Below are 21850 nucleotides of genomic sequence, written 5' to 3'. Positions count from 1 at the left end.
GAGATTCGCGGTCCCTGGCCATGAGCTGCCGGAGAACCATGGGTAGAGCCACCTGACATGCGGCAGGGGCAAGTCAGTTGAGGACTTCTAGCGCGTCCCCTTCGGGTCGAGCGCGTCCCGCAGCCCGTCGCCGAAGAGGTTGAAGGCCAGGACCGTGATGAAGATCGTCACGCCCGGGAAGACCATGAACATCGGATCGTGCTCGTAGGTTTCGAGCGCGTCGCGCAGCATGCCGCCCCACGAGGCCGTCGGCGGCTTGACGCCGGCGCCGAGGAAGCTGAGGGCAGCCTCCGTGAGGATGTTGGTCGGGATCATCAGCGTCGCGTAGACGGTGATGGGGGCGACCAGGTTGGGCAGCAGCTCGCGGAAGAGGATGTGGCGTCGGCCGCCGCCGAGGCTGCGGGCCGCTTCGACGTACTCGCGCTCACGGAGCGAAAGCGTCTGGCCTCGGACGATGCGGCCGACGTACGGCCAGCCGAAGAAGCCGATGACCATCACGAGGATCGCGACGCGCACGCTGGTGCCCGTGAGGCCGAGCAGGTCGTCCGGCAGGACGGAGACCAGGGAGATGATGAAGAGCAGCTGCGGGAACGAGAGCAGCACGTCCATCACTCGGCTGATCAGCGCGTCGACCCAGCCGCCGAAGTAACCGGCGATGATCCCGAAGAGCGTGCCGAGCGCCACGGCGACGATGGCCGCGAGGAACGCCACGAGGAGCGAGATCCGCGCGCCGTAGACGATGCGGCTGAAGACGTCGCGGCCCTTGTTGGGCTCGACCCCGAAGAGGAAGTCGCTGCTCACTCCGCCGAGCGCGCCCTTGGGCAGGTTGGTCAGCTCGTCGAGCTTGTCCTGGTGGAAGTCGTTGGGCGGATGCCCCAGCAGGCTCACGATCAAGGGCGCGAAGATGGCGACAAGCACCAGGACCAGCACCGTGATGCCGCCGGCCAGGGCGACCTTGTCCCGCTTCAGGCGGTTCCAGGCGATCTGCTTGAGGGACCGACCCTCGACCTTCTTCACCCCTGCATCAACTGCGGGGGCGACGTCCTCGGTCGGGTCCGCGTCCGCAGGTGTGTCATGCAATGGTGCCGTCATCGTGGCAGGGACCCCTCTCAACCGGTGGTGACCGGCCCGCACTTGCCGCTGTAGCGACGTGATCAGTCCGTCGTACACAGGGGCGAAGGCCCCTTGGAGCGGGAGTCTTCATCCCCGTCGCGATCTGTTACCAGCCTTGGCGGTGAAAGGATGCGCAAACGTGATGCTGATCGAGGTGTTCCGTTATGCGGACGCGAGTGAACGAGGGTCGAACACGGGGCAGTTGGGGTGCAAGGCGTCACAGAAGCCCATAGGGCCCCACCAGCATCAGAACGGACATCACGCCCGTTCTCGCTGTTCAGTACCGCGATGCGTCTCGATGAGCGGTGAGTGGCGCTGTTCAGTACTGCGCGGGGTAGCCGTAGCCACCGGCGGGCGCGGGAGCCGCCTGGGCCTCGCGGTCGTAGAACGGCCTCGCGTTCGCGCGCAGCCACATCGCGACCGGGTCGTCCTCGTCGGACATCGCGACGGTCGACACGGGCAGCCCCTCGGGCACGGCCCCGATGGACTGCTGCATCATCGTCCGCACCGCGTCGACCGACGGCGGCGAGGTGTCGTACACATCGAGGCCGATGGCCAGATACGGCGCACCGAGCGAGGGCTGCACCCAGGCCCTGCGCAGCGAGCGGACCGCGGGCGTGCGGTGCGCGTTCTGCGTCAACAGGGCGTAGAACTGGGGGATTTCGATGCTCGGCTCGGTCAGCCTGAGCGGCCCCGCGGGCAGCAGGTCGAGGCCGGAGGCGATACGGCGCAGATCCAGCCACGGAATGCCGACGCCGCCGCCCGGGGCGTGCGGGTTGAGCCAGAGGCCGTAGTGATCGGGATAGAGGGTGCGGGACACGTCAATGCCGCGCACCACCTCGTAGCTACGGTTCCAGCCACTCGCGGAGAGCTCCTGCGCGGAGGTCACACACGGTGCGTAACCGAGCCCCTCGATCTCCATGTTCCCGTACTGGGCGTCGGGGGATCCGGCCTGGCCGTGCCAGAGCAGCATCCACACCTGGTCGGCGGCGAGCGCGCGCAGCAGTGCCTCGTAGGCGTCGTAGCGCCCCGGCGTCACCTGGCGCAGCACCTGCTCGACCTGTCCCCCGAGGCTCGAACCAGCTCGTCCAGGGGAGACCCCATCGCCCGCGGCCGTGCCCGACGCACTCACCCGTAACCGCCCCTTCATGACGAATCCGACGAACCCCGTCGCCGGGCACCACTGTGCCCCGGCCGGGTCATGGAACCAGCTTAAGCGGCGATCCCGGCGCGGACTTGACGTACGGGGCCTCAGCCCGCGCGGTGATAAAAGGGCCGCACCCGCTCGCGCAGCCAGTCGCCCACCGGGTCCTGCGCCACGTCGAGCAGCACGAGGTTCACCGGCCACGGCGCGGGCACCTGGCCGAGCGCCCGGCCGAGCGCCTCCATCGGCAGGTCGCGCGCGTTGCCGTCCCAGGTGGACAGCTCGACGCCGATGAAGAGGGTCGGGTCGTCCGTCTCGATGTCGGCGAGGCAGCGGCGCGCGGTGAGCACCACGCCCGTCGCCTCGAACTCCCGGCCCGCCGCGGCCAGGAAGTCCACCGGGTCGTGCTGCCAGTCCGGCTCGTACAGACGTACCCGGCCGCCGCCCGCGGGCCCGTCCAGCGGGGTGCGCCCGGCGCGGCAGAGCTCGGCGACGGCCGCGGGCGGCAGCGGGACGCCGACGGTGCCGTCCGGGTTCAGGGCGATGCCCAGCTGCGGGGGAAGGCCGCGCGCGAACTCGACGGCGGGCGCCACGGTGTGGCCCATGCGGTCCGCCGCCTCGCCCAGTGCCTGGCGGAACTGCTGCTCGGAGCTGAAGACGGGGACGTACGCCTGGCCCTCGATCTCCAGCGTCGGCAGGTCGAGCGTGCCGTTCTCGGGGCCGCCGCCGTTCGGCAGCGGGATCCAGATCGGGCTGCGGCCGAGCACCTCGACGATGCGCCCGCCCGCGGAGGCCGAGGCGCCGAGGGAGGCCGCGAGCACCTCCTCCAGTTCGTTGCCCGGCCATCCGCCGTACGGATGGGCATGTGCCTGCGCCGGAAAGTCCATCTGTCCAACCCCTGCTCGCGACCGCTCTGCCTGCGGCTCGAACCCTAACCCCCGAGGGGCGGCGGGCTCAGCCGACGGACTCAGACGGACTCAGCTCTCGAAGCCGATCCCCCGCAGCACCCCCGCGGCCCGGCGGTCCAGGAGCACCGCGGAGCCGCAGCCGCGCGGCAGGTCACCGCGCTCGGCGGCGCCGACCAGGCGGCCGACCGTTCTGCGGTGCCGGGCGAAGGCGTACCGCGAGACGCCCCGGCCGCGCGCCAGCTGGCCTTCCAGGGCGGTCTCCGCGGGCACGTCGAGCAGCAGCAGATGCAGGGTCGTGCCGCGCCGCGCCGCCTCGCGGGCGAGCCAGCGGCGCACCCACGCCTGGGTGCCGCAGTCGTGCACGACGACGCTCTCGCCGGAGCGCAGCACGCGGCGCAGGCCCGCGTAGTGCGCGAGGCGGACCAGGGGGCGGTAGACCGCGTACGGCAGGCGCCTCGGCATGCGGCGGGCCCAGCGGTCGCGGGTGTCCTGGGAGTCGACGCGCGGGCCGCCGACCGCCTGCCGCATCAGCGTCGACTTCCCGCCGCCCGGCAGGCCGGAGACGACGACCAGGTCGCCGGCGGCGAAGGTGAGGCGGTGCGGGCTGTGCCCCGACCGCTGCCTGAGGTCCCTGACGACGCCGGGGAGCGGGACACAGCTCTCCCGTGCCGGGGCGATGGCCTGCTTGGGCAGCGCCACCCCCGTGGTCGTGGCGTAGACACTGGCCTTGCTGCGCACCGTGATCGGCCTCCCCATAGCGGTCACGTACTGCTTCCCCGGCAAGTGTAAAGAGAAGGTAATGCGGCACAAGGGCATTCCCGGGCCACGGCTCCCCCTCAGCAGGGTCGCGTGCAATGATGTGCCCGCCAACTCCATACCGGCCGTTTGAATCCGCGCGGGAGAGTTCCCGGAGCCAGCACGCAGCGCGTGCCCGGGGCGCCGAAGGAGCAAGTCCCTCCCTTGAATCTCTCAGGCCCCGTACCGCGCGGGCGAGGCACATCTGAAAAGCGGACCGCCCTCGCGGTCCCACCCAAGGTGCAAGCCGGGTACCCCGTGTACGGGGCCACTCCCGGCGAACCTCTCAGGTTCCGATGACAGATGGGGAGGATCGACCTCGCCCGTCATGCCCTGGGAGTTCCCTTCATGAGCACTGCCCCCCGTCTGACCGCCCTCGATGCCGTGCATCGCGCCCTCGGCGCGACCATGACCGACTTCGCGGGCTGGGACATGCCGCTGCGGTACGCCAGTGAGCGCGACGAGCACGTCGCCGTGCGCACCAAGGCCGGTCTCTTCGACCTGTCCCACATGGGCGAGATCACGGTCACCGGCGCCGAGGCCGCCGACTTCCTGAACTTCTCGCTGGTCGGCAACATCGGCTCCGTGGGCGTCGGCCGCGCCCGCTACACCATGATCGTCGCCGCGGACGGCGGGATCCTGGACGACCTGATCGTCTACCGCCTGGGCGAGACCCAGTACATGGTCGTCGCCAACGCCTCCAACGCCCAGACCGTCCTGGACGTGCTGAGCGACCGGGTCACCCAGTTCGACGCCGAGGTCCGCGACGACCGCGACGCGTACGCGCTGCTCGCCGTCCAGGGCCCCGAGTCCGCCGGCATCCTGAAGTCGCTCACGGACGCCGACCTGGACAGGCTCAAGTACTACGCGGGCCTGCCCGGCACCGTCGCGGGCGTCCCCGCCCTGATCGCCCGCACGGGCTACACCGGCGAGGACGGCTTCGAGCTCTTCGTCTCCCCCGGCGACGCGGAGAAGCTGTGGGGCGCGCTGATGGAGGCGGGCACGCCCGTCGGCATGGTCCCCGCCGGGCTCTCCTGCCGTGACACGCTGCGCCTGGAGGCGGGCATGCCGCTGTACGGGCACGAGCTGACCGCCGCCCTCACCCCGTTCGACGCGGGCCTCGGCCGGGTCGTCAAGTTCGAGAAGACCTCGCAGTCCGACACCTTCGTGGGGCGCGCGGCGCTCGCGGCCGCCGCCGAGCGCGCCGAGGCCGCCCCGCCGCGCAAGCTCGTGGGCCTGGTCGCCGAGGGCCGCCGGGTGCCGCGCGCCGGGTTCTCCGTGGTCGCCGACGGCAAGGTCATCGGCGAGGTCACCTCGGGTGCCCCGTCCCCGACGCTGGGCAAGCCCATCGCCATCGCGTACGTCGACGCGGCGCACGCGGAGCCGGGCACCCAGGGAGTCGGCGTCGACATCCGCGGCACGCACGAGCCGTACGAGGTCGTCGCACTGCCGTTCTACAAGCGCCAGAAGTGACCCGCGCGCCCCGCGCGTGACCCCCTCGGCCCACCCGTTCATCAGCACTCCCCCGCGTACAGGAGAATTCAGGACATGAGCAACCCCCAGCAGCTGCGTTACAGCAAGGAGCACGAGTGGCTGTCGGCCACCGAGGACGGCGTGGCGACCGTCGGCATCACGGAGCACGCGGCCAACGCGCTCGGTGACGTCGTCTTCGCCCAGCTCCCCGAGGTCGGCGACACGGTGACCGCGGGCGAGTCCTGCGGCGAGCTGGAGTCGACCAAGTCGGTCAGCGACCTGTACGCCCCGGTCACCGGCGAGATCGTCGCCGCGAACCAGGACGTCGTCGAGGACCCGTCGCTGGTCAACTCCGCCCCGTTCGAGGGCGGTTGGCTGTTCAAGGTACGCATCTCGGGCGAGCCGGACGACCTGATGTCCGCCGACGAGTACACCGCATTCACCGCCGGCTGACCCATACCGATAGGGATCGTGTGATGTCGCTTCTCAACACCCCTCTCCACGAGCTCGACCCCGACGTCGCCGCCGCCGTCGACGCCGAGCTCCACCGCCAGCAGTCCACCCTGGAAATGATCGCCTCGGAGAACTTCGCTCCGGTCGCCGTCATGGAGGCCCAGGGAACGGTCCTCACCAACAAGTACGCCGAGGGCTACCCCGGCCGCCGCTACTACGGCGGCTGCGAGCACGTCGACGTCGCCGAGCAGATCGCGATCGACCGGGTCAAGGACCTGTTCGGCGCCGAGTACGCCAACGTCCAGCCGCACTCCGGCGCCTCCGCCAACCAGGCCGCCCTCTTCGCGATCGCCCAGCCCGGCGACACGATCCTCGGCCTGGACCTGGCGCACGGCGGCCACCTCACCCACGGCATGCGCCTGAACTTCTCCGGCAAGCAGTTCAACGTGGTCGCGTACCACGTGGACGAGGCCGGTCTGGTCGACATGGCCGAGGTCGAGCGCCTGGCCAAGGAGAACAGCCCCAAGGTGATCATCGCGGGCTGGTCCGCCTACCCGCGCCAGCTGGACTTCGCGGAGTTCCGCCGGATCGCCGACGAGGTCGGCGCGAAGCTGTGGGTCGACATGGCGCACTTCGCGGGGCTCGTCGCCGCGGGTCTGCACCCCAACCCGGTGCCGTACGCGGACGTGGTCACCTCCACCACGCACAAGACCCTGGGCGGCCCGCGCGGCGGCATCATCCTGGCCCGCAACAAGGACTTCGCGAAGAAGCTGAACTCCGCGGTCTTCCCCGGCTTCCAGGGCGGCCCGCTGGAGCACGTGATCGCCGCGAAGGCCGTCTCCTTCAAGGTCGCGGCCTCCGAGGAGTTCAAGGAGCGCCAGCAGCGCACGCTGGAAGGCGCCCGCATCCTGGCCGAGCGCCTGGTGCAGGACGACGCGAAGGCCGTCGGCGTCGGCGTGGCCTCCGGCGGCACGGACGTGCACCTGGTCCTGGTGGACCTGCGCGACTCCGAGCTCGACGGCCAGCAGGCCGAGGACCGCCTCCACGAGGTCGGCATCACGGTCAACCGCAACGCCGTCCCGAACGACCCGCGTCCCCCGATGGTCACGTCGGGCCTGCGGATCGGCACGCCCGCGCTCGCCACGCGCGGCTTCGACGCCGACGACTTCCGCGAGGTCGCCGACGTCATCGCCGAGGCCCTCAAGCCGGGCTTCGACGCGGAGGCCCTCAAGGCCCGGGTGACCGCTCTGGCCGACAAGCACCCGCTGTACCCCGGCCTGAAGTAGTTTCGTACGCTTTAGTTCGTACGTTCTTCCGGGGCACCGCGCACACTGGACACTGAGGACAGTGGGCGCGGTGCCCCGCACCACGTCACGCGCCCGGCGCCACCGCGCCACTCGCGTCACCCGCACGACCCGCACCACCCGTACTTCTGCACCACCCGGCAGACAACGGCGTCTACCAACCACCATTGGAGTTTCCCGTGGCCATCTCGGTCTTCGACCTGTTCTCGATCGGCATCGGCCCGTCCAGCTCCCACACGGTCGGTCCGATGCGCGCTGCCCGCATGTTCGCCAGCCGCCTCAAGAACGAGGGCCTGATGGCCCACACCACCGCGATACGCGCCGAGCTGTACGGCTCGCTCGGCGCCACGGGCCACGGGCACGGCACCCCCAAGGCCGTCCTGCTCGGCCTGGAGGGCGAGTCGCCGCGCACGGTGAACGTGGAGTCGGCCGACGACCGTGTCGAGGAGATCAAGTCGACGGGCAAGCTGAACCTGCTCGGCATGCACGAGATCGCCTTCGACTTCGACGAGGACCTGATCCTGCACCGCCGCAAGGCGCTGCCGTACCACGCCAACGGCATGACGATCTTCGCGTACGGCCATGACGGCGCGCTCGTCCTGGAGAAGACCTACTACTCGGTGGGCGGCGGCTTCGTCGTCGACGAGGACGCCGTGGCGGGCGAGAACCCGATCGTCCCCGACGACACGGTCCTGAAGCACCCCTTCCGCACGGGCGACGAGCTCCTGCGCCTGGCCTCCGAGACCGGCCTCTCCATCTCCGCGCTGATGCTGGAGAACGAGAAGGCCTGGCGCACCGAGGAGGAGATCCGGGCGGGCCTGCTCGACATCTGGGGCGTCATGCAGTCCTGCGTCTCGCGCGGCATGTCCCGCGAGGGCATCCTGCCGGGCGGCCTCAAGGTCCGCAGGCGTGCCGCGAACTCCGCCCGCCAGCTGCGCGCCGAGGGCGACCCCCAGGCCCGCGCCATGGAGTGGATCACGCTCTACGCGATGGCCGTGAACGAGGAGAACGCCGCGGGCGGCCGCGTCGTCACCGCCCCCACGAACGGCGCGGCGGGCATCATCCCCGCCGTCCTGCACTACTACATGAACTTCGTGCCCGGCGCCGACGAGGACGGCGTGGTCCGCTTCCTGCTCGCCGCGGGCGCCATCGGCATGCTCTTCAAGGAGAACGCCTCCATCTCCGGCGCCGAGGTCGGCTGCCAGGGCGAGGTCGGCTCCGCCTGCTCGATGGCCGCGGGCGCCCTCGCCGAGGTCCTCGGCGGCTCCCCCGAGAAGGTCGAGAACGCCGCGGAGATCGGCATGGAACACAACCTCGGCCTGACCTGCGACCCGGTCGGCGGCCTCGTCCAGATCCCGTGCATCGAGCGCAACGGCATGGCGGCGGTCAAGGCGGTCACCGCCGCGAAGATGGCGATGCGCGGCGACGGCTCCCACAAGGTCTCCCTCGACAAGGTCATCAAGACCATGAAGGAGACGGGGGCGGACATGAGCGTGAAGTACAAGGAGACGGCTCGGGGTGGGCTTGCGGTGAACATCATCGAGTGCTGAGGCCCGGCCCCGTCCATCGGCGCGGTCGCGGTCGACCGCATGCGGTGAGGAGTCCTCGGGTATGCCGGTAGGCACACGTCTCGGCGGCGGTGGCTCACCCTCGCCGAGGGCCACGGACCGCGGAGGGGGCAGGACCTGTGGACCCGACTGTCTTGGCAGCGCTGATCGGCGGAGTGTCGACCGTGCTCGCCGCCCTGATCGGCTACCGTGCCGCAACACGGGACCGGGGCAGGAGAGCCCAGGCGCGGCCACGAGCCCCGCGGGCCGAGCAGCGGCAGCCCGTCTGGGAAGCACACTCCAAGGGCAAGGGCGACATCCCGGACCAGCGGTGACGCGCCGAGGCCCGGACAGCTAACAGGTGGCGCCGGGGCGGACCGGCTTCCGGTCGATGAGGTAGGCGTCTACGGCCTCGGTGACGCAGGACCCCGCGCGGCCGTACGCGGTGTGGCCCACGCCTTCGTAGGTGAGGAGCATGCCGCCGGGGAACTGGTCGGCCAGGCTCTCGGCTTCCTCGTACGGTGTGGCCGGATCGCCCGTCGTGCCGACCACCAGGACCGGCGGGACGCCCTTGGCGCTGACGCGGTGGGGGCGCTGAGTGCCGGTCGGCCAGTTCGCGCAGGTCAGTTCGTCGACGACGCTTGAGGTGCCGTAGACGCCCGCGGACTTCTCCGCGGCGGTGAGGGCGTCCCAGTAGGGGCCCGGGGTGCGCGGGTGCGGGGTGTCGAGGCAGCTGACGGCGATGATGGCGGCGTCATCGTTCTCGGGGGCCGTGCCGCGTGCCTTCCGGTGGGAGTCGGTGGACGGCTCCTCGTCCTCCGCCAGCGCGGCGAGCTTCGTGCCGTCACCGTCGGCCGCCTCGGTCAGCGCATCCGAAAGGCCCTCCCACTCGTCCTCCGGGGTGTACATCGCGGCCGTGACGACGTCGAGCAGCGTCCTGGCGTCGACGTCGTACAGGTCCTCGTCATCGACCGGCAGCGGCTCGCGCGCCGCCTCCTCGTACAGGTCCTCGATCAGCTCCGATATCTCCGCCGGGGTCGCGCCGGGGCAGCTGTCGCCCGCGATGTCGGCGCACTGCTCGGCGTAGTCGTCCACGGCCCTGCGGAAGCCCGTGCCCTGGCTCAGCGCGCGCTCGCGCCAGTCGAGGGAGGGGTCGATCGCGCCGTCCAGGACGAGCGCGCGGACGCGGTGCGGGAACTGTTCGGCGTACGAGGTGCCGAGGCTCGTGCCGTACGACCAGCCGAGGTAGGTCAGCTTCGACTCGCCGAGGGCCGCGCGCAGGACGTCCAGGTCGCGGGCCGCGTCCACCGTGCCGACCTGGCGCAGGACGTCGCCGCTGGCCCGCACGCACCCGGCGGCCTCGGCACGGGCGGTGGCGAAGGCGCGGGCGCGGTCCTTGGTGGTGGCGGGAGTGATCGGTTCGGGCTCGGACTCCTCGCCGGTGTCCTCGTCGCACCTCACCGCGGGCTCGCTGCCGCCCACGCCCCGGGGGTCGAAGGACACGATGTCGAAGCGGGCGCGCACCGACTCGCTGAACGCCTCGCCGCCGTCGGACTTCAGGTCGCTCACACCGGACGCGCCGGGCCCGCCCGGGTTGTAGACGAGCGAGCCGACGCGCTCGCCCGGGTCGGCCGTCACCGCCTTCGCCACCGGCAGGACGAAGGTCTTGCCGTTCTCCGGGTGGGCGTAGTCCCTGGGCACGGTCAGGCGCGCACATCGCAGGCCGTCCCCGCAGGCGGTCCACTTCAGCCGCTGGGCGTAGAACGGCTTGAGCGCCGCCCGCTCCTCGGCGCCGGAGCCGTCCGCGGCGCTGCAGCCGACCAGCGAGGTGGCGGCCAGCGCGGCCAAGGACAGGGCGAGGAGTGGACGGACGTGCCGGGCGGCGCGGTTCAACGGGGTGCTCCCAGGATCGGTTCAGGGAGAAGCATGCCCCGGCGGGCCTCGGGCGCGAGCCGCGGGGCCGGTCTTGATTGCGTAGGCAATTGCGTAGTTCTACGGATGTCCGAAGGCCCGGACCTTTGACAGGCTCACTCCGGATGTATGCGCATCCATACCGCACGAGTCATCACCTGGTAGGCGCCGCACACATGTCACACAGCTTCCAGGTCGACCTGCGCGGGCTCGTCGACCTCCTCTCGCACCACCTGTACTCCAGCCCCAAGGTCTATCTGCGCGAGCTGCTGCAGAACGGCGTGGACGCCGTGACCGCGCGCAGGGGCTTCGAGCCCGACGCGCCCGCCGTCGTGCGGCTCCAGCCCGGCGACGGCGGGCTGCGCGTCGAGGACAGCGGTGTCGGGCTCACCGAGGCCGAGGTGCACGGGCTGCTCGCGACCATCGGGCGCAGTTCCAAGCGGGACGGCCTGGAGAGCGCGCGGGCCGAGTTCCTCGGGCAGTTCGGCATCGGGCTGCTCGCCTGTTTCGTCGTCGCCGAGGAGATCCGGGTCGTCAGCCGTTCGGCGCGGGACCGTTCGGCGCCGCCCGTCGAGTGGCGGGCCCGCGACGACGGTTCGTACACCGTCCGTACGCTGCCCGACGCGGCCCGCACCGAGCCCGGTACCACCGTGCACCTCACCGCGCGGGCCGGGTGCGCCGACTGGCTCGGGGCCGAGCGGGTCACCGAACTCGCCCGCCACTTCGGGGCGTTGCTCCCCTATGACGTACGCGTCGGCGACGTGCCCGTCTCCGAGCGGCCCGCCGTGTGGGAGCGCGCGTACTCCGGGCCCGACGCGCGCGGGGCCGCGCTCGCCGCGCACTGCCGCGAGACGTTCGGCTTCGCGCCGCTGGACGCCATCGACCTCGACGTGCCGCTCGCGGGCCTGCGCGGCGTCGCGTACGTCCTGCCCACCGCGGTCAGCCCCGCCCAGCGCGGCGCCCACCGCGTCCACCTCAAGGGCATGCTCCTGACCGAGCGGGCCGACGAACTCCTGCCGGACTGGGCGTTCTTCGTGCGCTGCGTCCTCGACTCGGACAGCCTGCGGCCCACCGCGTCCCGCGAGAACCTCTACGACGACGACACCCTCGCGGCGGTGCGCGAGGTGCTCGGCGAGCGGATCCGCGGCTGGCTCACCGAGCTGGCGGCCGGTGACAGGGAGCGGCTCGCGCACTTCCTCGGTGTCCACCACCTGGGCGTGAAGTCCCTTGCCCGGCACGACCCACAGCTGCTGCACGTCATGCTGCCGTGGCTGCCGTTCGAGACGACCGAAGGCACGGTCTCGCTCGACGAGTTCGCCCGCCGCCACCCGGTGGTGCACTTCACCCGCACCGCGGAGGAGTTCCGTCAGGTCTCCGCCATCGCCGCCGCCCAGGGCATCGGCGTCGTCAACGGCGGCTACACGTACGACTCCGAACTCGTCGAACTGCTGCCCGTCGCACGGCCCGGCAGCGTGGTGGCCGAGTTGGACACCGACACCGTCACCGCGCACCTGGACACCGTCGACCCGGCACGGGAACTCGCGCTCGCCCCGTTCCTCTCCGTCGCCAACGCCGCGCTCGAACCGCTCGGCTGCGACGTGGTCCTGCGCGCGTTCCAGCCGGTCAGCGTCCCCGCCCTGCACCTGGACGACCGCGACACGCGGCACGAAAGGGCCCGCGCCGAGGCGGCGGAGGCCGCCGACGGGCTGTGGGCCGACATCCTCGGCTCGCTGCGCGCCGGGCGGCCGCGGGCGCGGCTCGTCCTCAACCACCTCAATCCGCTGGTGCACCGCACGGCCGCGGCGCCCGACCCGCGGCTCGCCGCCACGGCGGTCGAAGCGCTGTACGGGCAGGCCCTGTTGATGTCCCAGCGGCCGCTGCGGCCCGCCGACTCCGCGCTCCTGAACCGGGCCTTCCTCGGGCTGCTGGACTGGGCGGTGCGGCCCTTGGAGGGCGCCGGGGGGCCGTACGGGGCGGTCGCCTCGGGCCCGTACGGGCAGGCCGGGGTGGCGCCCGCGTACGGAGGAGAGGCGGGGGTAGCGCCCGCGTACGGAGAGGCGGGGGCCGCGCCCGATCCCGCCGACCGGGCCGGTGACCGGCCCGACGACGACCCGACCGAACGACCCGCCGGGGAGCCCCGATGACCGCCCGCCCCAGCCACGAGATCCGCGCCGACATCTTCCGGCTCGACGACGAGCCGTACGGCAGCGCCCGCAACGCCCGCGCCGAGGCGCTCACCGACGAGGCGGCGGCCACCGGCGAGCGGCCGCTCCTCGTGGAGGCACTCGCGTCCCTGGTCCACGCGTACTCGTTCAGCGCCGAGTGCAACAAGATGTTCGTGCCGTTCGCGCGGCTGCTCCGGCTGTACGACGAGCATCCCGAGGACTTCGACGAGGACGACGTCCACCAGTTGCACTGGATGTTCAAGTGGGTGGCGGGGGACGCGCGGCAGCAGTACGACGTGCCACTCGCCTCCATCGAGGAGTGGCTCACCGAGATGCGGCGCCGCTACCGCGTCGCCGGGTACTCCGAACGGGCCGTGCACGGCTGCGAGTTCATGCTCGCCAGACATCTTGGCGACACCGCGCGCGCCGCCCGGGCGCACGCCGCGTGGACGGCCGCGGAGCGCGACGAGATGTCGGACTGCCTGGCCTGCGAGTGCGCCCTCGACGGCCTCTGGCAACTGGAACGCGGCGACGACACCGGCGCGCTCAAGGGCTGGCGGCCCGTCCTCGACGGCACCCACAGCTGCAACCGCGAGCCGCACGAGACCCTCGCCTGGTCCCTCCTCCCCCTGGTCCGCACCGGCGGCTCGGACCGGGCCCGCGCCCACCACCTGCGCGGCTACCGCATGGTCCGCTCCGACGAGACGTTCGGACCCGTCGTCGGTCTGCACATCGAGTTCTGCGCGCTCACCGGGAACGAGCCGCGCGGCCTGGAGATCCTCGCCGAGCAGGGCGCGCGCTGGACCCAGCACGGCGACCCGCTCGCCCGCCACGACTGGCTGGTGAGCACGGCCCTGCTGATGCGCCGCCTGGTCGAACTCGGGCACGGGGAGCGCTCCGTCCCGGGGCCCGTGCCCGTACCCGGAACGGGGCCCTCCGGCGGTCGGTGGACCGCGGCGACGCTCCTCGACCACGCACGCACCACGGCCCTCGACCTCGCGGCCCGCTTCGACGTGCGCAACGGCACCACGGCCGTCTCCGACCGCGCCCGCCGCACGATGGCGGCGCAGCCGCTGTGCGGGGCGCTGCCGCTGGGGCTGCGGGGGGAGCCGTTGGGGGGCGGGGGCGTGAGGGTCAGTCTCGGGCCTGGATTCGGGCCGGGCACCGACTCCGGCTCCGGCTCCAGCTCTGACGTCAGCATCGGCTCCGGCTCCGGCCCCGGCTCCGGCCCCGGCTCTGACGTCGGCATCGGCTCCGGCCCCGGCTCTGACGTCGGCATCGGCTCCGGCTCAGGTCGTGACGTCGGCACCGGCTCCGGCTCCGGCCCAGACATCGGCGCTGACCCCGGCCCCACCCCCACCCCCGAAGAACTCCTCCACCAAGCCCGCGAGTTCACCCGTCTCTCCCACCCCGCCGCGGGCACCGCCTGGCAGCAAGCCGTCGACGCTCTCGAAGTCAGTCGTGGCGGGCCGCTCGCGGACGCCGATCGTGCCGACTGGCTCGACGCCCTCGCGCTCGACCTCAACGGGGAGCAAGTGCCCCGGGGCGTCGCGCTGTTCGGGCGGGCAGCCGAGTGTCACGAGCGGGCCGGGCGGCACGGGCGGGCGCTGGTCTCGCGGGCGCGGGCCCTGCTGTGCCGTCCGGACGCCCTGACCGATCCGGAGACTCCGGGGCGGCTCGCGCAACTGCGGGCGCGGGCCGACGCGCTGCACCCGAAGGGCGGGGCCACGACCACCGACGTGGTCACCTTGTGGCTGCTGCACTGTCGGGTGCGCGCCACGCGGCTGGCCGCGGCGGCGCCCGGCGTGATGCGGGGCGGCATGGATCCGAAGAGTGAAAGAGGTGCTCTCGACGCCGAGTTGGAGAGTCTCGTCGACTACGCCCTGCGCCATCTCGACGACCCCGCCGTCTTCACCCACGTCGCCGGGGCCACCGAGCTCCTCGGGCTGCTCACCGTCGCCGACGACCCGGACGCCGCCGTCGACCTGTTCCGCACGGCCGTCGCCCGCCACCACGAGTCCGGCCGCCCCTGGCTCGCCGCCAACGCCGAGATCCAGCTCGCCACGGTGCTGCTGAGCCGCGGCCAAGGACAGCGGGCCGCGACCGTCGTACGCGCCGTCCTCGACGACCCGGAACGCCTCCCGCTGCTCGCGCCGCGCGACCGGGCGCGGCTGTGCCTGGTCCTGGCCCAGGCTCTGACCGGCACCGAGGAAGGTGCCGAGGAGGGCGCGCTGCTCATCGACGCCGCGCACTTCGCCGATCTGGCGGGCGAGAGCGCGGGGCTCGGCGCCCTGGCCAGGCTCCGGCTCGGCGGGCACTACTGCGAGCGCGGCCGCCACGACGAGGCGGCCACCGTCCTCGAGGCCGTGCTGCCCGACCTCGCGGCGGCGGGGCACGACCCGCGCGACGTGGTGCGGGCCCGCGTCTGGCTCGCGCACTCCTATCTGAGTACGGACGAACCCGCCCTGGCCGCCGAACAGTTCGCCCTCGCCGCCGACACCGCCTCGGCCAGGACCGATCAGCACCACCACGCGGCGCTCACCCAGCAGGCCGCGGAGGCACTGGGCCTCGCGGGGCTCGGGGCGGAATCCGTGCGGGCCTACGAACGGGCCGCCGAGCTGTGGCGCGGGCTCGGCGAGAGCGCGGCGGCGGTCCGCGCGCTGCGGGCCCTCGCGTGGCAGACCCGGGACACGGCAGGGCCGGACGCCGCCGAACCCGTCATGGCGCGGGCCCTCGACCTCTGCGAGCGTGCGGCCCTGGGGGCGAGGGACGACGCCGAACGTGCCGAACTCCACGCCGAACTCGGCCGTACCCACCAGCAGTTGGCGCAGCTGCACCTGGCGTACTCCGACGGTCCGCCCTCCCGCGAGCAGGACACCCCGCAGCGGTACGCCGAGAACGTCGCCGCGTACGAGCGGGCCCTGGCCGGCACGGAACGGGCCACCGAAGCGTTCGCGACGTGCGGCTCGGCCGGGCACGGCGATCTCTTCGCCGCCGAACTCTTCGCCGTACGACTGGAGTCGGGCCTCGGACGGCGGGCGGCCGCAGCCGAACGGGCGCGCCGCCTCGCCGCCCGGCTGCGCGAACTGCCCGACCCGGACGGCTCCCTGGCCGAACTCGGGGAGCTGTGCGCCGCGTTCGTGGACGAGAGCGCGGAGGACGGCGGCGACGGGAGTGGCAGCGCATGAGCTCGGCCGGATCCGCCCGTCGCGTGATCGACGACCGCTTCGAGCTGCTCGACCGGCTCGGCGGTGGCGGCATGGGCACGGTGTGGCGCGCCCGCGACCTGGCGCTCGACCGCGAGGTGGCGGTCAAGGAGGTACGCCCGCCCGACCCGGCCCTCGCCGAGTACGACCCGGAGGGCGCGCGGACGTTGCGGGCCAGGGTGCTGCGGGAGGCGCGCGCGCTGGCCCGTGTCGACCATCCCAACGTGGTGACCATCCACCACATCGTGGACGGCGGCGACGGCACGTACCCCTGGATCGTGATGGAGCTGGTCACCGGCGGTTCGCTCCAGGACAGGATCGGGCGCGGGACGCTGTCGCCCGAGGAGACGGCGGTCCTGGGCCGTGAGATCCTGGCCGCGCTGCGCGCCGCGCACGCGGCGGGCAGCGAGCACCGCGACGTGAAGCCCGCCAACGTGCTGCTGCGTCCGGACGGCCGCCCCGTCCTCACCGACTTCGGCATCGCCGCGATCCGCGAGTCCACCGCCCTGACGGCCACCGGATCCGTCATCGGCTCCCCCGACTACATGGCGCCCGAACGCGTCAGCGGCCGCGCGGGCGGACCCGCCGCCGACCTGTGGTCGCTGGGCATGCTGCTGTACGTCGCCGTGGAGGGGCACCATCCGCTCCGCCGCGACAACACCCTCGCCACACTGGCCGCCGTACTCAGCGAGGACGTCCCGCCCCCGCGGCGCGCGGGTCCGCTGAGCGGGGCGCTGCGGGCACTGCTCGTACGCGATCCGGAGGCACGGCCCGGGGCCGGGGAACTGGACCGGCTTCTCGCCGTGGCCGCCAACTCGCCCTCAAGGGAAGGGGGTTCGGCCTCGGGCTCCCCCACGGACGCGCGCGGCCCGGACGCCAGGCGCGGCCCCGCCGACGCCGAACCCACGCCCACCCCCACCTCCTACCGGCTCGCGCCGCCCGCGACGCCGCCGCCGACGCCCGGACCACCGCCGCTCGGGCCCGGTGCGGCACGGCGGCGGGTGCGGCGGGCGCGGATCACGACGGGGCTCGTCGCGCTCGGCGGGACCGCCCTCGTCGCGGTGCTGCTGTGGACGTTCCTGCCCGTGCCCGACGACGGGGCCGGGCAGGCGCGCGGCACGGCCGCCCCGTCCGCCGCCGGGAAGCCCGTGGATCGGAAGAAGCCCGAGGCACCTGAGACGGCCGGGACAGCGGAGACGTCCAAGTCCTCCGGAGCCGCCGGAAAGGCCGGTCTCCTGACGCCAGACGGCATCCGCGCCTCCGTCCGCGAGCTGACGCCGCTCATGGGCGGCGGCAAGGTCACCAGCTTCGTGGTGTACCCGGAGCACGTGAGCGCGCAGGCACTCGTCAAGGGCAGCACGAAGCGCTACGACTCCTTCTCCTACCGGGGCGGCGACTCGGCCACCCGGGACGGGGCGGGCGGCACCGTGATGTCCGGCACCGTCCCGGTGAACCTCGCGGGCTTCGACTGGGACGCGGTGCCCGCCCTGATCCGCAAGGCGGAGAAGGAACTCGGCGTCGAGCACCCCACCAGCCGCTACCTCGTCGTGAACACCGCGTCGACGGTGTTCGAGAGCCAGCGGCCCGGCATGAGCGTCCACCTCTCCGACGCGTACGGCTCCGCGTACCTGAAGGCCGATCCGAAGGGCAAGGTGATCGCCGCCTACCCGCGCGAGGACTGACCGCGCCCGACGGAACCGCGCGCCATCAGCGAGGCGAGGGCGGCGCGCGAGGTCACCCCGGTCTTGCGGTAGACCCGGGCGACATGGCTCTCGACCGTGCGAGTGCTGAGGCAGAGCTTGGCGGCCACCGCCTGGTTGGTGAGACCCTCGGCGACCAGCGCGGATATCTCGCGTTCGCGCGGCGTGAGCGTGGCGAGCGCGGCGCCGGGGGCAGCACCCGCCGCACCCGCTTGGCCCGGCGCGCCCGCCTGGCCCGGCGCACCCCCTTGGCCCGGCGCACCCGCTGCGCCCGGCACACCGACCGAGCCCGGCGGTCCGGCCAAGCCCGGCGGCCCCGCCAAGCCCGGTGGTCCGGCAAGGCCGGGCGGCCCCGCGGAGCCCGAATGAGCGGCGGTCGCGGCTGCGGCTGCGGCCGCAGCCGCCAGCGATCCGGTGCCCCCGGCCCCGGGAAGCCCCACGCCCGGAAGCCCCGCCCCGGAAAGCCCCGGTGCCACCGAGTGATCCGGCACGCCCTGCCCGTGCGGACCCGAAGGAACCGGTGCGGCCAGGTGAGCTGCCGAGTCCTGCGCTCCCGCGCTCCCCGCGCTCCCCGCGCTCCCCGCCCCGTCCGCGAGCCCGACCAGCAGCCGCGCCCCGCCCTCCTCGGCGATGCGACGGCCGCGCCGCCACATGGCGGCGGCCCGCGCTTCGTCACCCGAGGCGCGCACCAGCGGGGCGCCGAGCAGCAGGCTCTGCGCCTCCCTGAGCGCCGCTCCCGACCTGGCGCTCTCCTGCGCCGCCTCGGTGAACGCCCGCGCTGCCTCTTCGAGTTGGCCCTGCCGCGCCCGGACGAGTCCGACGGCGCGCAGCGCGGCCCCCCGCTGGGCGGGCAGGCCGAGCCGGTCGGCCTCGTCCCGCGCGCGGCCCGCCCAGCGCTCCGCGTCCGCGAGGTCGCCGGTGGCGAGCGCCGAAGTGGTGAGAAGCTCAAGGAAGTTGGGGCGCACGGAAGGCTGCAAGCGGGGCAGGTCGTGGCCGCCGCCCGCGGTCAGCAGGATGTCGCGCACGCGGTACGGGTCGCCCGCGCCCAGGGCCGCGTAGGCGAGCTGGCACCGGGCGAGCGTCGCCCACCAGCCGTCCAGCGCGCCGACGGTGGCCACCGCTTCCTCGGCGGCGGCGAGGACCTCCGGGTCGCCGGGCGGGCGGGCCTGCATGAGGACCATGGCGCGTATACCCCGCGCGATACCGAGGAGTTCGCCGCCGCCCAGGGCGCGGGCGACCGCCACGGACTCGTCGGCGAGGGCGAGCGCCTCGGTGACGCGGCCTGTGGTGAACCTGGCGTACGCGCCGCACAGCAGGAGCTGGGAGAGCGCGAAGGGGCGCCCTGCCCGCCTGGCGACCTCGACGCCGCGCTCGACGTGGCGCAGGGCGGCCGCGGTGTCGTCGAGGAAGACCTCGCTCCAGGCCAGGCGCACCAGGGACTCGCACTGCCCCGCGAGGTCGGCGTCGGTCAGGACGTCGGCGAGCGCGGCGGCCTCCTTCGCGTACGCGCGTGCGGTGGCGGTCTCCCCCTCGTACGCCTCGCCCATGGCGGACAGCGTGAGCGCCTCGGCCGTGCCGGGCCCGTCGCCGCGCGCGCGGGCGTCGGCGAGGGTGCGGGCGACCTCCTCGCGCACCTGCGGGAAGCGGGTGGCGAACAGGGCGCGGCAGCCCCATTCCACGACGAGCGCGGCGCGCCGGGCGCCCGGGGGCCCCGGGCGTCGGTCCAGTTCGCGGCGGAGCAGCGCGCCCGCTTCCACGTAGCGGCCCAAGTGGCGCTCCATGAAGGCGCATTGGACGACGGCGGCGGTGCGCAGCCCCGCACTGTCCCCGTCACCGCCCTCGCCCGCGTCACCGCCCTCGCCCGTGTCGCCGTCTCCGTCGCCGCCCTCCAGGTCGGGACCGTAGTCGTCGATCAGCCGGTGGAGCAGGTCCCTGCTCTCCTTGACGGCGCCGGTCATGCCGAGCGCGGTGGCGCGACGGAGCATCAACTCGCGTCGCAGGTCGCGGTGTTCGCAGGCGTCGGGCAGCACCCGGAGCACGGCGCCGAGGAAACGGGCGGCGTCGGCGGGCGCGGTGGCCGCCACCCGCTCCGCCGCCTCCGTCAGGACGGCGGCAGCGGCGGGGTCCCAGCGGGTCAGCGACCGGTCGACGTGGTGCGCCCGGTCGACGATCGTGGCGCCGGTCCCGGCGAGTTCGACGGCCGCGGCACGGTGCAGCTCCTGGCGGCGCCAGTGGTCGATGCCCGCGCGCAGCCGGTCCCACAGGAGCGGGTGGCGGGGCGCGAGCCGGCGCCGCACGGGGTCGGGGCGGAGCAGGTCACGTGCGACCAACTGCCGTAGGGAGCCCACGAGTTCCGCGCGCTCCGCGCCGGTGAGGGCGGCGATCGTGTCGGTGGTCGCGTGCTCGCCGAGGACGGCGGCCGCCTCCAGGGCGGCGCGCTCGGGCGGGGTGAGCGCGGCCAGTTCGTCGAGGGGCGCCGGATGACCGCCACGCCCGTCGTGCAGCAGCGCGAGGAAGTAGAGCGGGTTGCCCCGGCTCGCGGCGTGCATCTCCTCGGCCCGCTCGCGCGGCACTCCGGCGGCGAGCACGTCGGCGCACTCGGCGAGACCGAGCGGGCCGAGGCCGACGCGCAGTACGGCGCCGGTGTCGACGCCCCTGGCGAGCGCGGCGGCGAGCGAGGCGGTGGTCTGGCGTTCGCGGCGGGCGACAGCGAGCAGGAAGGGGGCACGCACGGGATGGCGTACGAGATGGTCGATCAGCTCGACGGAGGCGGCGTCCGCCCAGTGCAGATCGTCGAGGACGACGACGAGGCCGGGCGCGGGCAGCGCGCCGAGCGCCGCGGCGGCCGCGCGGCACAGCCCGAACAGGTCGTCCCCGGCGCCCTGCGCACGGCCCTGCTCCGCGCCCTCCCCCGGCACGCCCCGTACGGCCGGGGGCAGTTCGGTCAACGAGGGGAACGCCCGCGCAGCCCTCGGGTCGAGCTCGGCGAAGGCGTCGGCGAACGGGCGGAACGGGCGGCCGCGCGAGCGCTCCCCTGCCCGCCCGCGCAGCACGGTCGCGCCCCGCGCCCTGGCCCGCGCCGCGAACTCAGTGAGCAGTCTGCTCTTGCCGATGCCCGGCTCCCCGACGACGTCGACGACCACGGGCACCTCACCGTGGTCCCCCCGTCCCGGCCGGACTTCGCTCCCCACCCGCCCGAGCGGCGCTTCGAGCCGGTCGAGCTCCTCCGCCCTGCCCGCGAACGGCGCCCGCTGGGCAGCCCCCGCCCCTTCGAATGTCTCCACCACGTTCCCCTCACGGCGGCACACGGCCCCCTCGGTCACGTTGTACCGCACGCGTCCCGCCCGGAAAGGGGGCCATGATCTCAGTTTGTGAACAAGAAGTGGCGAAAGGTCTCGGTTGGAGAACGAACCCGGGGCGGAGCGGGGTCCACGTCACCCGCGCCGCCGCACGCCACGCCTCCTCACCGCGCGAAGAGCAGGGCCTCCGCGCCCACCGGCCGGTAGCCCGCCGCCTGGAAGGCCCGCACGCTGCGCGCGTTGCCCGGCGCCTGTTGCGCCCAGACCACGTCCCCGTCCGGCACGAGGTGCCGCGCCGCCCGGGCCAGCGCCCGCCCGAGCCCCCGGTGGCGCGCGTCCTCGCCCACCTCGATCGCGGTCTCCCACCGTCCGGCGACGCCGCGCCCGATGACCAGCACCCCGCAGCCTTCCGACGCCCACACCCGCACGTCGTCGCGGCGCTTGCGGGCCCGCGCGACACGGGGATGGTCCGGGTCGCCGAGCTCACGGAGACCGAGCTCGGGCGCGGGCCCGCCCGGCAGCGCGGGGGCCACGGTCAGCAGGTCGATGGTGTCCGTCGTCCGCCCCGTGCGGTCCATGAAGGCCGCGAGGAAGCGCGCGTTGAGGGTGGCGGCGAGGGGATCGCAGTCGAGCGAAGCGAGCGCGGACCGCACCCACCGGGGGTCCTCGTCGGTGAAGACGACCGAGTGGGCGGTGAAGGCGATGACGCCCGCGTCACGGTGCCCCGGCTGCGGGACGACCGTGGTGGCACCGTCCGGCGCGGGGAAGCTTCCCCGGGCCGCGGCGTCGAGGAGGGACCCGAGCGTGCCGGATGCGCTGGCCATGGACGTAC

General features: G+C 73.6%; 15 protein-coding genes and 1 riboswitch. Of the genes, 8 read left to right on the top strand and 7 right to left on the bottom strand.

Annotated elements, in window-relative coordinates; genetic code table 11:
- Positions 1-87 precede the first annotated feature (87 nt).
- The 4 genes from KY5_RS28590 to KY5_RS28575 all read right to left on the bottom strand — a co-directional run bounded on the left by KY5_RS28590 (position 88) and on the right by KY5_RS28575 (position 3921).
- A complete protein-coding gene (locus tag KY5_RS28590) occupies positions 88-1092 on the bottom strand; it encodes an ABC transporter permease (RefSeq protein WP_055544820.1) in 1005 nt (334 codons plus the stop codon).
- Positions 1093-1432: 340 nt separating this feature from the next.
- Complete coding sequence (locus KY5_RS28585) at positions 1433-2245, bottom strand: enhanced serine sensitivity protein SseB C-terminal domain-containing protein (protein ID WP_418952825.1); 813 nt, start codon at positions 2243-2245, stop codon at positions 1433-1435.
- Between the two features lie 119 nt (positions 2246-2364).
- The gene (locus KY5_RS28580) at positions 2365-3144 is read right to left on the bottom strand and encodes an enhanced serine sensitivity protein SseB (RefSeq protein ID WP_098244919.1); all 780 of its coding nucleotides are present in this window, start codon (positions 3142-3144) and stop codon (positions 2365-2367) included.
- Positions 3145-3234: 90 nt separating this feature from the next.
- Positions 3235-3921 (bottom strand): AAA family ATPase, encoded by a 687-nt coding sequence (locus KY5_RS28575; RefSeq protein WP_199843645.1) that lies wholly within the window; start codon positions 3919-3921, stop codon positions 3235-3237.
- 130 nt (positions 3922-4051) lie between these two features.
- A riboswitch (glycine riboswitch) is annotated at positions 4052-4159 on the top strand.
- Positions 4160-4308: 149 nt separating this feature from the next.
- Between KY5_RS28575 and gcvT the strand changes: the two genes are divergently transcribed.
- The 5 genes from gcvT to KY5_RS41910 all read left to right on the top strand — a co-directional run bounded on the left by gcvT (position 4309) and on the right by KY5_RS41910 (position 9072).
- On the top strand, positions 4309-5433 hold the full coding sequence (gene gcvT / locus KY5_RS28570) for a glycine cleavage system aminomethyltransferase GcvT (RefSeq protein ID WP_098244918.1): 1125 nt from the start codon (positions 4309-4311) through the stop codon (positions 5431-5433).
- Positions 5434-5508: 75 nt separating this feature from the next.
- Positions 5509-5886, top strand: a complete 378-nt coding sequence (gcvH, locus tag KY5_RS28565; protein ID WP_098244917.1) for a glycine cleavage system protein GcvH — start codon at positions 5509-5511, stop codon at positions 5884-5886.
- A gap of 23 nt (positions 5887-5909) precedes the next feature.
- The gene (gene glyA / locus KY5_RS28560; protein ID WP_098244916.1) at positions 5910-7172 is read left to right on the top strand and encodes a serine hydroxymethyltransferase; all 1263 of its coding nucleotides are present in this window, start codon (positions 5910-5912) and stop codon (positions 7170-7172) included.
- A gap of 197 nt (positions 7173-7369) precedes the next feature.
- Positions 7370-8740, top strand: coding sequence for an L-serine ammonia-lyase (locus KY5_RS28555; protein WP_098244915.1), 1371 nt, complete (start codon positions 7370-7372; stop codon positions 8738-8740).
- Positions 8741-8877: 137 nt separating this feature from the next.
- On the top strand, positions 8878-9072 hold the full coding sequence (locus KY5_RS41910; protein ID WP_159072609.1) for a hypothetical protein: 195 nt from the start codon (positions 8878-8880) through the stop codon (positions 9070-9072).
- Between the two features lie 19 nt (positions 9073-9091).
- Here the strand turns inward: KY5_RS41910 and KY5_RS28550 are convergent, their stop codons facing one another.
- On the bottom strand, positions 9092-10630 hold the full coding sequence (locus tag KY5_RS28550) for an alpha/beta hydrolase (RefSeq protein ID WP_098244914.1): 1539 nt from the start codon (positions 10628-10630) through the stop codon (positions 9092-9094).
- A gap of 194 nt (positions 10631-10824) precedes the next feature.
- Here KY5_RS28550 and KY5_RS28545 point away from each other — a divergent pair, with 194 nt between their 5' ends.
- From KY5_RS28545 to KY5_RS28535, 3 genes are read left to right on the top strand one after another with little or no spacing between them, the layout of a single operon-like run.
- The gene (locus KY5_RS28545; protein ID WP_234362899.1) at positions 10825-12792 is read left to right on the top strand and encodes an HSP90 family protein; all 1968 of its coding nucleotides are present in this window, start codon (positions 10825-10827) and stop codon (positions 12790-12792) included.
- Complete coding sequence (locus KY5_RS28540) at positions 12789-16001, top strand: hypothetical protein (RefSeq protein ID WP_098244913.1); 3213 nt, start codon at positions 12789-12791, stop codon at positions 15999-16001. Before KY5_RS28545 ends, KY5_RS28540 begins: the two co-directional genes overlap by 4 nt.
- A complete protein-coding gene (locus KY5_RS28535) occupies positions 15998-17701 on the top strand; it encodes a serine/threonine-protein kinase (RefSeq protein ID WP_098244912.1) in 1704 nt (567 codons plus the stop codon). The genes KY5_RS28540 and KY5_RS28535 overlap by 4 nt, the downstream gene beginning before the upstream one ends.
- Here the strand turns inward: KY5_RS28535 and KY5_RS28530 are convergent.
- Together KY5_RS28530 and KY5_RS28525 are read right to left on the bottom strand one after the other, a co-directional pair.
- Positions 17683-21003, bottom strand: a complete 3321-nt coding sequence (locus KY5_RS28530) for a helix-turn-helix transcriptional regulator (protein WP_159072608.1) — start codon at positions 21001-21003, stop codon at positions 17683-17685. The two genes, KY5_RS28535 and KY5_RS28530, sit on opposite strands and share 19 nt — an antisense overlap.
- A 179-nt stretch (positions 21004-21182) precedes the next feature.
- Positions 21183-21842 (bottom strand): GNAT family N-acetyltransferase, encoded by a 660-nt coding sequence (locus tag KY5_RS28525; protein ID WP_098244910.1) that lies wholly within the window; start codon positions 21840-21842, stop codon positions 21183-21185.
- Positions 21843-21850: the final 8 nt, after the last annotated feature.

It is taken from the genome of Streptomyces formicae, from assembly GCF_002556545.1.
In the GTDB taxonomy this organism is placed as follows: domain Bacteria; phylum Actinomycetota; class Actinomycetes; order Streptomycetales; family Streptomycetaceae; genus Streptomyces; species Streptomyces formicae_A.
This window is presented reverse-complemented; position numbering and strand designations above follow the sequence as displayed.